Here is an 11,788-nt window from a genome sequence, read left to right as displayed (position 1 = left end):
CCACACTGTAGAGCTGAATGTGTCTATGGGGGTGGGTGAGGCGTATCAGATTCAGGAACCGAAGCCTGAGCCGAAGCCGGAGCCGAAGCCGGAACCCAAGCCGGAACCGAAGCCCGAGCCCAAGCCCGAGCCGAAGCCGGAACCCAAGCCGGAACCGAAGCCCGAGCCCAAGCCCGAGCCGAAGCCGGAACCCAAGCCGGAACCGAAGCCCGAGCCGCAACCGGAACCCGTGCCCGCGCCCGCCTGCTGGACCGTGAACCTCGGTTCATGGGTCGAGAGTTGGATCGGTGGGCCGGTCTGTGTCCCGAAGGACTCCTGGAAGGACGAGGTCGACCTCGACTGGAAGGACGCGCTGAAGGGCGTCTGGCCCTTCTGACCCCCGCGACGACGGCGGCGGAGATCATCCGCCGCCGTCGTTCGGCGTGCGCCCCGTGAGCCAGCCGAGCGCACGGCCCACCCAGGCACGCTCCCGCGCCTGCCGGGCCGCCCAGCGGCGTCCGCCGGCGGCGCCCGCGCGGAGCCAGAGCAGCGGGGCCGTACCCCGGCCGGTGAGCATGAGCCGCTGGTTGCCGACGGTCTCGGGCCGCCAGTGGTGCTTGTACGCCTCGGTGCCCCGCAGCATGCTCAGCGTGGCCCGGCCGCCCGTGCTCGTCTCCCCGGCGCCGTGCCGGAGCAGCATCGTCGCGACGTCGACCTTGCGGGCCCGCAGGGCCGGGTCGGCGCCGTACAGATAGCCGCCGGCGAGCCGCGGCGACATCAGGGTCAGGTCGGCGGCCACCACGTCCCCGGCCAGCCGGAACTCGGTCACCATCGCGTCCCCGCGCTCCACCATCGGCCGCACGGCCCGGGTGAGGTGCTGGGCGAACCGCTCGCTGGTGTGCTCGGCGGTGACACCCCGCCCCTGCCACTGGAGTCGATGGAGCCTCAGGAGCCGGTCGAGGGCGGCGGGCACCTCGGAACCGGTGACCACACGCGTGTCGATGCCGAGGGCGTCGAGCTTGCGCAGCTTGGCGCGGACCCGCTGGGCCTTCCCGGACGGGATGCGGGCCAGGAGTCCCTCCATGGGGACGGCGGGCAGTTCGAGGCAGAACGAGTCGGGCATGCGCCGGCGTGGACCCCGCCAGTGGACGAGGACCCGTTCGCTGGCCGCCCCCGGCCGTACCTCCCGCAGGTCGATCACCGTGCCCCGGGCGGTCCGGGCGAGCGCCCCGGCCAGCGCGGGCGCCGCCTCGGGGCAGCCGTCGTCGAGGAGCACGTCCGTGAAGTCGGTGATCGAGCCGCCGAGCTGGGTGAGGACGGGCAGCGGGCCCCGGGCGCGCATCAGGGCGGCGGCCGCGACGAGCTCTCCGTCCTCCCGTCGTACGAGCACCAGCCGCAGCGCACCGGGCCTGCCGTACGAGAGCCACCAGGAGTGCAGCCAGGCGTGGGACTGGAAGGGGGTGGCGGTGGAGCAGCGCCCGTACAGCGCCGTCCACTCGGCCGCCAGCCGCCGGAAGCCCTCCTCGTCACGGCAGATCTCCGTCCGCAGGGCCGGTCCGGCGCCCGTCGCTCTCGGACTCACACCGCCTCCGGCTGGTGCGCGGCGGAGGCCGGAGCGGGCACGGCGGCGGAGGACGTGGCTCCGGACGCGGCCGCCGCCTGCCGGGAGTGCCGGGCCTCGCCGCGCGCGGCCGAGCGCTTCGGCCTGACCAGGAGGGCGAGGCCGCCGAGGAGCCCGCCCGCACAGCCGCCGACGAGCGCGGAGAGCGGCGCGGAGGGCGAGACGGGGGCGACCGGCTTGGTCGCGCGGGAGAACTGCACGACCTTCACGCCCGTGCTGCCCGCGACGTGGCTGCTGTTGAGGACGAGCGCACGGGCCACCCCGTCGGCCATGGACACGGCCTTCACGGGCTTCTCGGCCCTGGCGGTGATGGAGATCATCGGCGCGTCCGGAGAGGTCGCTGCCTGCACGTTCCTGCGCAGGGTGTCGGCGCTGACCCCCGCCCACACCTGGGCGTCGCCGGTCACCGCGATGTCGGTGGCGACCCGCCCGTAGGCCTGGGCGAAGCCGAGCGCGGCGGCCGGGTCGGACTTCTCCGCCGGTACGACGATGACGTAGCTGGTCGCCGCGTACTGCGGGGTCTTGAGGGCCCCGTAACCGCCGCCGAGGACGGCTCCGGCGAGGACGGCGGCGGGCAGGACCGCCCAGCGGCCCGGTGTGCGCAGGCCGGCGGGGAGAAGGGTGCGGCGTGGCGTGGTGTTCATGGGACGGGCTCTCTCACTTCACGGGGGAGGGGGTGCCGTGGACGGCCTGGTTGTAGAGGGACATCAACTGCTGTGCGCTGTGCGCGATGTCGTAGCGGCGGGCGGCGGCCGGCAGCGGGAACCGGGGCGGCCGGGCGTCGTGGAGGCCGCGCAGCGCGGAGATCAGCTCGGGTACGGACTCGCCGATCCGGCGGGCGCCCGGTGCCGCCTGCGGCGCCAGGTCGTCGACGGCCGGGCAGGCCACGTACAGGACGGGCAGTCCGGCGGCGAGGGCCTCGACGACGGCGAGTCCGAAGGTCTCGTCGGGGGAGGTGGACACGAAGACGTCCATGGCGGCGAGCAGTCCGGGCAGCGAGGGGCCGGGCCGGTCGTCGTTCGGCGGGTCCTCGCAGGCCCCGACGAGCAGGACCCGGTCGGCGGCCCCGCACTCGCGGGCCACCCGGAGGAGTTCCGCGCGCTGCGCGCCCTCGCCGACGAGGAGCAGCCGGGCGTCGGGGATCGACGCCACGGCCCGGACGAGCCGGTCGAAGCGCTTCCCCGGTGTGAGCCGCCCCACGCCGCCGACGACATGGGCGTCCTCGGGGAGCCCGAGGACACCCCGGGCGAGGCGGCGGGCACGGGCGTCGAAGGCGAAGCGGTCGGTCTCGATGCCGTTGGGGACGATCCGGATGCGCTCCTGCGGCACCCCCCAGTCGGCGAGCCGGCGGGCGACGCTGGGGGAGACGGCGACCGTGGAGGTGCCGAGCCGTTCGGAGGCGAGGTAGAGCGCGCGGGTGCCCGCCGAGAGCGGCCGGCCCTCGATCTGGGACTCCCCGAGGGAGTGCTCGGTGGCGATGACGCGTCGCACACCGGCGAGCCGGGCCGCCGTCCTGCCGTACACACAGGCCCGGTAGAGGTGGGTGTGGACGAGGTCGTAGCGGCCCTGCCGGACGATCCGGGCGAGGCGGGGGAGCGCGCCGACGTCGCGGTTGCCCGTCATGCCCAGATGGGTGACCGGGGTGCCGTCGGACTCGATGCCGGCGGCGACGGCGCCGGGGTTGGTGAGCGTGACCACGCCGCTCTGCACCGGCAGATGGCGGAGCAGGAGCCGCAGCTGCTGCTCGGCGCCGCCGATGCCGAGCCCGGTGATGACATGCAGGACCTTCATGAGGCACCGACCACGGCGGGGCCGTACCGGGCGGGGATCAGATCGGCTGGGTGGCGGCGGCGCAGCGGGTGCAGGAGGCGCTTGGCGGTGAGCCGCCACGAGGTGTCTGCCTCGCCGATGTGGACCCGGGGCAGGGCGTACGTGCCGGTGTGCGGGCCCGGGTCGATCGCGCAGCCGTAGGTGTAACCGGCCTTGCGCACGGCGTGGATCACGCGCGGGTCGACCTTTCCGTAGGGGTAGCAGAAGCCCTCGACCGTGGTGCCGGTCATCTCCTCCAGGAGCGCGCGGCTCTGCCGGGTCTGGGCGGCGAGCTCCGTGTCGTCGGCCTGGGTGAGCGCGACGTGCGTGAGCCCGTGCGAGCCGATCTCCATGCCGGCCTCGGCGATCCGCCGGATGCCGTCCTCGGTGAGCAGTGGCTTGCGCGGACCGTCCGTGTCCCAGGTGTTCTCGCCGCCGAGCCGCCCCGGCAGGACGTACACCGTCGCGGTGAAGCCGTGCCGTCGGAGCAGCGGCAGCGCCGAGTCGAGGAAGTCCGCGTAGCCGTCGTCGAAGGTCAGGCCGACGAGCCCCTTGGCGCGCCCCTCCGCGCCGGCGGCGAGCAGCTCCCGGACCGACACGCCGCGCAGGCCCCGGTCGCCCAGCCAGTGCAGCTGCCGGGCGAAGCGCACGGGGGAGACGGTCACCCGGTACGGATCGTCAGCGGTGTCCGTGATCGAGTGGTACATCGCCACCCACGGGGGCGGCTTCATCCACAGGGGCGGCTTCGGCAGCAGACGGCTCAGCGCGGTGGCGGCGGGCATGGGGGGTCCTCCGGGAGGCGGAGCGGGGCAGGGGCGGAATCTCGGGCGCCTTGGCGGCGCAGGCGATGAAGATCAGGAAGATGCCGATCACGACGAGGCCCGTCACCGCGACGGCGAGGGCGGCGGGGCCGATCGCGAGCTGGCACAGCCAGCCGGCGCCGGTGGCCCACGCGCCGGCGGTGGCGAGCCGGAGCAGCCCCTCACCGAGCCGGTCGACATGGACCGGTACGGCCTGCCGGTGCGCGCCGCGCAGCAGCAGGACCGCGGTCAGGGTGATGCCGAGGGCGTTGGCGGCGGCGATGCCGACGGCGCCCCAGTAGTGGGCGCCGGGGACACCGGCGGCGGCGGTGGTGACGAGTCCGGCGGCCATCGCGGCGGCCGGGTACCAGAGCGGGCGCGCGGCGGAGAAGTAGCAGCGGACCAGGGCGCCCACCATCGTCTGGCCGAGCAGCCCGAGGGAGTAGACCCGCATGACGGCGGCGGTGGCGACGGTGTCGGTACGGGTGAACTCGCCGCGCTCGAAGAGGAGCTCGACGATCCGGGGCGCGGCCGCGATCACCGTCGAGGCGCCGACGAGGACGACGACGGCGGCGAGCAGCAGGTCGCGCTCGACGCGACGGCGGGCCGCCTCCGTGTCGCCTGCGGCGAGGGCGCGGGCGACCACCGGGAAGCTGACCGTGCACAGCATCAGGGAGAGCATCATCGGCATCTGCGCGACCTTCTGCGCGTAGTTCAGATGCGAGATGGCGCCGGCGGGCAGCGGTGAGGCGAGGAAGCGTTCGATCAGCGTCTGGGACTGCCGGGACAGCGAGAACGCGACGACGGGCGCGATCAGACCGAGGACCAGGATGCGGCCCTCACCGGTGGAGGGGGACGTGAGCGCCTCGGGCTCCCGTACGGGTACGGGGCGGGCACGCAGTTCGCGGACGAGCGAGGGGGCCTGGACGAGGACCATCAGGATTCCGCCGACGGCGACCCCGGCGGCGGCCGAGCGCACGCCCCACGGCTCGCGGAGCAGCAGGATGGTGCCGATGATGCCGGCGTTGTACGCGACGTAGATGGTGGCCGGTGGCAGGAACGAGCCGTGCGCGCGGAGCGCCGCCGAGCAGTAGCCGACCAGGGCGAAGGTCAGGACGCAGGTACCGGTCAGCCGCGTGCAGTCGATCGCGAGCCCGGGGTCGGGCAGTCCGGGCGCGAGCGCCCCGACGATCAGCGGGGCGGCGGCGACGAGCACCGCGGCGACGACTCCGACGGCGAGGGTGAGCCGCGGGAGGGTGCCGCGTACGAGGGCGCGCACGGGGTCGCCGCACAGGCCGCTCGAACGGCGGGCCAGGGCACGGGAGAACGCGGGCACCAGGATCAGCGCCATCGCGTCCTCGATGAGCAGCGTCGACGCGAACTCCGGCACGGTCCACGCCACCAGGAACGCGTCCGTCTCGGCGCCGGCTCCGAAGTACCCCGCCAGGATCTGGTCCCGTACGAGCCCGAGCAGCGCCCCGACCGCGGTGAGCCCGGCGGTCACGGCGGCGGCCTTCGCGAGGAACCCGCGGCCCTCGGGCGCGCCGGTCCGGGCCGCCCGGCCGCGCGCGTGGGCGCGGCGGCCGGAGGGCCGGGGGGAGGGGGCGCGGGGCGGGGCCGTGCGGAGGGGGGCGGTACGGGGCGGGGGCGGCGGAGCGACTCCGGTGCCGGAGCCCGTGCTCGTGGCCGCACCCGAATCCGCACCGGAACCCGCACCCGCACCAGAACCCGCACCCGAACCCGCACCCGAACCCGCACCCGAACCCGCACCCGAACCCGCGCCCGTCCCCGGCAGCACGACGGCCTCCGAGGGCCACGGGGAGTCCGTGGGGCCCGGAGGCGCGGTCGGCCAGGGGTCGGTCAGCGGGGCGCCGCAGGGCGGTCCGCCCGTGGGACGTGGTTCACCGGCCCGCGGGGTGTCCGTGGGCTCCGGTTCCCCGGCCCACGGGTCACGCACGCCGTACCTCCGCGAGGGCCCACCAGGCCGCGAGGCCCAGCACGACCGACATCAGGACCGTCGAGGGGCCGCCGATGTCCGCGTAGAAGAAGTCGATGAGCTGCCAGCCGAGCAGGCCCGTCGCGACGAGCGCGCAGTCCGCGCCGAGGCGGCGCCGCCGCAGCGCGCCGACGAGCAGCGCCACCCAGCTGCCCGCGAGGGCGAGCAGCCCGAACAGGCCCTGCTCGCTGAGGACCAGGAGGTACATGTTGTGCGGGGACAGCAGCGGCTGACGCGCGAAGGCGGCGCCCGCGCCGGCCGTGTCGCTGCCGGAGGACAGGGCGAGGGAGGCGTTCGAGTCGCGGTACTGAGGGAAGCCCTTGAGGCCGACGCCGGTGACCGGTTCCGAGGCCCACATCCGCCCGGCCGCGGCCCACATCGTGTACCGGTCCGTCACCGACTGGTCCGGCGCGCCCGCCACCTGCGTGATGCTGGCGACCCGCTCCTTCACCATCGCCGAGCCGATGCCGAGCCCGCCGACCAGGACCACCCCGAGCGCCCCGGCGGCGAGCGCCACGCGCGCGGCCCGCCGGGGCCCCGACAGCAGCAGCTGGATCCCGCAGGCGAGCACGGTCGCGATCCACGCGCCCCGGCTGAACGACAGCACCAGCGGCAGGAAGAGCAGCCCGGCGCAGACGAGCGCGGCCGTCCGGGTCCGGCCGGGCCCGCTGCCGAGCGCGATCCCGGTCACGACGACGAGCCCGTACGACACGACGGTCGCCATGCCCATCACATCGGTCGGCCCGAAGGTGCCGACGGCCCGGATGTCCTCACCCATGTACGAGGCACCGGTGCCGGTCAGGTACTGGGCGACGCCGACCGCGCCCTGGACCAGCGCGAGTCCGACCAGACCCCAGGCGACCACGGCGAAGTCCCGCCGGTCACGGATCATCAGGAGCACGGCGGCCGGGACGAGCACGAAGATCTGCACGTACCGGGCGACGCCCGGCAGGCTCGCCGCCGGGTCGTTCGAGGTGATCGCCGCGAGACAGATCCCGAGGACCGGCAGGCCGAGGACGACGGCCGCCGTCCGGGTCAGCGGCCGGGCGCCGCCGCGCAGCACCCGGACGAGGCAGATCAGGACGAGCAGCCCGGAGGCCGCGTCGGCGACCGTTCCCGTACCGCCGGTGCCGCCCTGCGCGCCGCCGCCGCCCGGGACGAGCAGCAGCGCGATCACGGCGAGCACCGGGGAGAGCGCCACGGCCCTGCGCGCCCAGTCCCGTACGTCGTCCGGGGCGAGCGCCGGCACCGTCACGGCCGTGGCCATCCTCAGCTCCCTGTGGGTCGGACGAGCCCGGCCGCCGTACGCAGCAGGATGCAGACGTCCTGCCAGAGCGACCAGTGGTCGATGTAGTGGTTGTCGAAGCGGCAGCGGTCCTCGATCGAGGTGTCGCCGCGCAGCCCGTGCACCTGCGCCAGACCTGTCAGTCCCACGGGCATCCGGTGCCGGGCCGCGTAACCGGCGTGGATCTTGCTGAACTGGGTGACGAAGTACGGGCGTTCGGGCCGAGGTCCGACCAGGCTCATGTCCCCGCGCAGCACGTTCCACAGCTGCGGCAGCTCGTCGAGCGAACTCCTCCGGAGGAAGCTGCCGGCCGCGCTCATCCGCCGGTCGCCCGCCACGTTCCAGCGGGTCGCCGACTCGGTGTCGTCGGAGGGCCGGAGCGTACGGAACTTGAGCAGGGTGAAGTGCCGCCCGTGCTGGCCCACCCGCTCCTGCCGGAACAGCACTCCGGGGCCGTCCGCGAGCCGTACGGCGAGCGCGCAGAGCAGCAGCACCGGCAGGGCGAACGCCAGCGCGGGCGCGGCGAGCGCGATGTCGAGGGCGCGCTTGGCGGGCAGACCGCGCCGCTCGACCGGCGGGGCGACGCGCTGCCAGGCGTGCCCCCACATGTGCGCGCCCATCGGGCCGTTCTGATGGCGACCGCCGACCCGCCAGGTCACGCAGCCGTAGTGCTGGAAGAGGGTCACAAGCCCCGGGTCGTCGTCGAGGAACACCGCGTCGCGCACGGTGTTCTGGATGACGGCCCGGTGGATCTCCTCGGTCGTGGTGAGCACCGGAAGCCCGGCCTCGCCGGCCGGCCGGGGCGCGCGGCCCTGCTCGGGCACGCCGACGATGCCCACCGGCCGCACCCCGTACTCGGGATGCTGGGCGGCCGCGGCGGCGAACCGGCGCGCGGCCCCCGCCCCGCCGACGACCAGCGCCGACCGGGGGTGGGCACGGGCGATCCGGCGCCGCCGGGAGAGCAGCAGCGCCCGGACCAGGACCACGACGCCGACGTGCGTGGCGTACGCGGCGCTGAGCCGCAGCGGCCCGATCGCCAGGCCCGGGGAGTACGCGGCCACGGCGGCCGCCGCCAGACACCAGGCGACACCGGCGCGGGAGGCGAGCGCCGGCAGTTCGTCGAGGGCCCGGGTGTGCGGGGCCGGGCGGTGCAGCCCCGCGCGCCCGTCGAGGAGGACGACGAGCGCCACGATCGGCAGCAGCAGCCGGGCGTCGTGGTGCGCCCCGCTCAGCAGCGTGGCGGCGGAGAGGACGGCCAGGCAGTCGACCGCGACGAGCGGCAGCACGCCGGACCGCGACCGCGCGGGGCGGTACGGCAGGGCGAGCCGGTCGGTCCTGCCGCGGCGCGGTGCGAGGGAGGCGAGGCCGAAGGACTGGCCTGCCGTGGGCCAGGGGCCCGGTGAGGGAGGGACGCTGGTGCTTTCGGTGGTCACTGCGCAATCGGCTCTCTGTGCTCGGTGCCTCGCACTCCGGCCAGTTCGCGGTAGAGGTCCGCGACGGCCGCGCCGGTGCGCCGGACATCGAATCTGCTGAGTACGTGCTCGTGGGCCTCGCGGCCCAGGCGGTGCCGGAGCTCCTGCCTGCCGAGGAGGCGGCCGAGAGCGGTGGCGAGCGCGGCCGGGTCCTCGGGCGGGACCAGGCACAGGGGTTCATGGGCGGGCGGCAGGCTCTCGCGGGCCCCGTCGACATCGCTGACGACGACGGGCCGGCCGGCGGCCATGGCCTCCAGGGGCGCGAGCGCCATGCCCTCCCAGCGGGACGGCAGGACGACCACGTCGGCGGCCCGGTACCAGGGGACGGTGTCGTCGACGGCTCCGGTGAACCGCACCGAGGGGCCGGCGACGGCGCGCAGCCGGTCGCCGTCGGGGCCGTCGCCGACCAGGACGAGACGGGCGGTCGGCACCTCCGCGAGGACGGCGGGCCAGGCGGCGAGCAGCACGTCCTGGCCCTTCTGGCGGCAGAGCCGGCCCACGCAGACGACGGTGGGCGCGGGGTTGCCGGGCGGTCCTTCGCTCGCGAACCGGGCGACGTCCACACCGTTGTGGACGACGGACCAGCCGGCCGCGACCCCGGCGGCCTCGCCGGTACGCCGCTCGGCCTCGCTGACGCAGAGGATCCGGTGGGTCCAGCGGGCGCCGAACCGCTCCCAGCGCCGGGCCAGCGCGGCGGTCGTTCCCTCGACCGCCTCGAAGGACCAGGCGTGCGGCTGATACACCGTCGGGATCCTTCCGCGCAGGGCGAGTCGGGCGCACAGCCCGGCCTTCGCGCTGTGCGCGTGGACGAGTCCGGGGCGGACGGCACGGATCACCCGGGCGAGGCCGCGGGTCTCGCGGACGAGCTCGGGACCCGGGTTCCGGCCGGCGCGCCAGACATGGGTGTCGGCCCCCTCGGCGCGTACGGCGGCGGCGAGGACGGTGTCGGGTGGGCAGGCGACCGCGACCCGCAGGCCGGCGGCCAGTTGGGCGCGGACGAGGTCGATGACGACACGTGCGACCCCGCCGTCACCGGGCTGGACCGCGTGCAGGACGGTGACGGACGCGCGGTCCGTGTCTCGTGGAGGCAGCACGTCAGGGCCGGACGTCCGCCTGGAAGAAGAGCGCACCGAGCCAGACGGTGTCCTTCCGGCTCCCCGCCCGGACGTGGACACGGTCGGCTCCATCGCGCAGTGCCCCCCGCAGATCGAAGACGTCGGAGTCGTACCCGAGAGTGTTCGTACCATCGGGTGAGCGGACCGTACGGCCGGTGCCGAATTCGGTGATGCTCGAGTTCATCACGTCGTCCGCGGAATTGGCGGAATCGGAGAGCCGGAAGCTCTTCGAGCGGCGTGTTTCCACCGCCAGGTAATCACCGGAAGTGCCCCGGTCGCCGTCATAGGCGATCACCCCGAGACGGCCGTTCGTGGCCTTGTCGTAACGGTTTGCGTCGAGCGGTACGCGAAGCTCGCCGGAGCGTGGTCCGACCGTTTCGAATCCGTCCCAGACGCCGATCCTGCGGAGCGGTTCGGACGCCTTCTCGTACGCGGCGACGAGCGTCCAGCCACCCCAGCCGCCGACCTCCGACCGGCCCATGGCGACGTTGACCTGAGCCACCGTCCACTGCCCCGAACGGGAGGAACGGACCAGCTCGGTGACATCGGCCGAGGCCTGGAAGGCGTCGGCGCCGTCGGCGGTGCGATGACCGATCAGGGTGTCCGCGAGGAGCGCCTTGTAGGCGCCGCCGGGCTCGGCGATCAGCACTCGGCCGTTGTCCTCGGGCGGCTTCTGCTCGCCCACCCGCAGGTTGCCGCCCCAGTAGAGACGGGCCCAGCTGACCCGGGCGCCCGCGGGGACGGCGAGCTCGGCACGGCTGGAGTTGTACGTGTTGGGGTCGCTGTCCACGTCGACGTAGGCGATCGAGGCGTCGTCGTTGACCGACTCGGTGCCCTTCGCTCCCTTCGCCGAGGAGTTGGCCGCGCGCACGACCCCACCGTGCTGCACGGACTGGTAGCGCGCGGCGAACGGGACGCGGCTCGCCTCCCCCGGCGGGGGGGCCGAGGCGGAGGCGACCGGCAGTGCGGCGGAGAGCGCCGCACACGACAGGGCGCACAACACGCTGCGACGCACAGCAGGAACCGCTGAATTCCGCATACAGGTTCTCCGCTTTGATGAGAGAAGGAAGGGAAGACCCGTGAAGGCCGGGAGAGGGGAAGGTGTCGTCCGCACGAAATGGGTGAACGCGCGGCGGGCCCGGAAGCAACGTTCGGGAACGTTATAACCCTGACGCGGGGCGATAGTAAGCATTAGATGCCTGGAAACGCTAACTCCCGTATCCACGCGGCAGGTTCCTCGTTGAGCGTGTTGCGCCATTCCACGCCCACTCCCTCCAATGGCCCTCCTATGGCCCAAAGATCGGTTGAACGTCACCCGTTCGGGAGAGCAACCGATGAAAAGCCGGGGCGTTGTTGAGAGAGCCGGGCCGAACAGTCCGCGCAGTCCACGTTGAATTTCGATCGAGGAGCACTTCCCCATGTCCCGTATCGCCAAGGCCGTTGTCCTGACCGTGGGTGCCGCCGCCGCGGTCGCCGGTGCCGCCGGTGCCGCCACCGCCGACGCCGGCGCCGAGGGTGCGGCCGTGAAGTCCCCCGGCGTCGGCTCCGGCAACGTCGTCCAGGTCCCGGTGCACATCCCGGTCAACCTCTGCGGCAACACCGTCAGCGTCATCGGCGCGCTGAACCCGACCTTCGGCAACACCTGCGTCAACGCCTGATCCGGCACGCCTGATCGGTCCTTCCGAAGCCGGTGCGCCCACCCCCGACGGGG

The 11,788-nt window shown here is 74.4% G+C and carries 10 protein-coding genes and 1 pseudogene; 2 read left to right on the top strand and 9 right to left on the bottom strand.

Annotated features, from left to right (window positions below):
* A pseudogene (locus tag ACFQ79_RS38475) lies at positions 1-376 on the top strand (hypothetical protein); the annotation flags it as partial.
* A gap of 24 nt (positions 377-400) precedes the next feature.
* Here ACFQ79_RS38475 and ACFQ79_RS38470 read toward each other — a convergent pair.
* Genes ACFQ79_RS38470 through ACFQ79_RS38430 form a run of 9 tightly spaced genes read right to left on the bottom strand, consistent with a single transcriptional unit; the run spans position 401 to position 11,092 of the window.
* Positions 401-1,561: a GNAT family N-acetyltransferase gene (locus ACFQ79_RS38470; RefSeq protein WP_383592509.1), complete on the bottom strand. Its 1,161-nt coding sequence runs from the start codon at positions 1,559-1,561 to the stop codon at positions 401-403.
* A complete protein-coding gene (locus tag ACFQ79_RS38465; protein ID WP_383592506.1) occupies positions 1,558-2,244 on the bottom strand; it encodes a lipopolysaccharide biosynthesis protein in 687 nt (228 codons plus the stop codon). The genes ACFQ79_RS38470 and ACFQ79_RS38465 overlap by 4 nt, the downstream gene beginning before the upstream one ends.
* Before the next feature lie 13 nt (positions 2,245-2,257).
* Positions 2,258-3,391 (bottom strand): glycosyltransferase, encoded by a 1,134-nt coding sequence (locus ACFQ79_RS38460; protein WP_383592503.1) that lies wholly within the window; start codon positions 3,389-3,391, stop codon positions 2,258-2,260.
* Positions 3,388-4,191, bottom strand: a complete 804-nt coding sequence (locus ACFQ79_RS38455) for a polysaccharide deacetylase family protein (RefSeq protein WP_383592500.1) — start codon at positions 4,189-4,191, stop codon at positions 3,388-3,390. The genes ACFQ79_RS38460 and ACFQ79_RS38455 overlap by 4 nt, the downstream gene beginning before the upstream one ends.
* A complete protein-coding gene (murJ, locus tag ACFQ79_RS38450; RefSeq protein WP_383592497.1) occupies positions 4,088-6,166 on the bottom strand; it encodes a murein biosynthesis integral membrane protein MurJ in 2,079 nt (692 codons plus the stop codon). Before murJ ends, ACFQ79_RS38455 begins: the two co-directional genes overlap by 104 nt.
* Complete coding sequence (locus ACFQ79_RS38445) at positions 6,159-7,472, bottom strand: O-antigen ligase family protein (protein ID WP_383592494.1); 1,314 nt, start codon at positions 7,470-7,472, stop codon at positions 6,159-6,161. The genes murJ and ACFQ79_RS38445 overlap by 8 nt, the downstream gene beginning before the upstream one ends.
* Positions 7,473-7,474: 2 nt before the next feature.
* Complete coding sequence (locus ACFQ79_RS38440; protein ID WP_383592491.1) at positions 7,475-8,923, bottom strand: sugar transferase; 1,449 nt, start codon at positions 8,921-8,923, stop codon at positions 7,475-7,477.
* Positions 8,920-10,056, bottom strand: coding sequence for a glycosyltransferase (locus ACFQ79_RS38435; protein WP_383592488.1), 1,137 nt, complete (start codon positions 10,054-10,056; stop codon positions 8,920-8,922). The genes ACFQ79_RS38440 and ACFQ79_RS38435 overlap by 4 nt, the downstream gene beginning before the upstream one ends.
* A 1-nt stretch (position 10,057) precedes the next feature.
* A complete protein-coding gene (locus ACFQ79_RS38430) occupies positions 10,058-11,092 on the bottom strand; it encodes a DUF3344 domain-containing protein (protein WP_383592485.1) in 1,035 nt (344 codons plus the stop codon).
* Positions 11,093-11,495: 403 nt separating this feature from the next.
* Between ACFQ79_RS38430 and ACFQ79_RS38425 the strand changes: the two genes are divergently transcribed.
* A complete protein-coding gene (locus tag ACFQ79_RS38425; RefSeq protein ID WP_030324034.1) occupies positions 11,496-11,735 on the top strand; it encodes a chaplin in 240 nt (79 codons plus the stop codon).
* The last annotated feature ends 53 nt before the right edge of the window (positions 11,736-11,788 follow it).

The sequence above is a fragment of the Streptomyces sp. NPDC056480 genome, from assembly GCF_042795405.1.
Lineage (GTDB): Bacteria > Actinomycetota > Actinomycetes > Streptomycetales > Streptomycetaceae > Streptomyces.
This window is presented reverse-complemented; position numbering and strand designations above follow the sequence as displayed.

What these genes read in the sequence shown, in the direction of transcription:
- ACFQ79_RS38465 (WP_383592506.1), bottom strand. Translation starts at nt 2,244, where the DNA reads ATGAACACCACGCCACGCCGCACCCTTCTCCCCGCCGGCCTGCGCACA.
- ACFQ79_RS38460 (WP_383592503.1), bottom strand. Translation starts at nt 3,391, where the DNA reads ATGAAGGTCCTGCATGTCATCACCGGGCTCGGCATCGGCGGCGCCGAG.
- ACFQ79_RS38455 (WP_383592500.1), bottom strand. Translation starts at nt 4,191, where the DNA reads ATGCCCGCCGCCACCGCGCTGAGCCGTCTGCTGCCGAAGCCGCCCCTG.
- ACFQ79_RS38445 (WP_383592494.1), bottom strand. Translation starts at nt 7,472, where the DNA reads ATGGCCACGGCCGTGACGGTGCCGGCGCTCGCCCCGGACGACGTACGG.
- ACFQ79_RS38425 (WP_030324034.1), top strand. Translation starts at nt 11,496, where the DNA reads ATGTCCCGTATCGCCAAGGCCGTTGTCCTGACCGTGGGTGCCGCCGCC.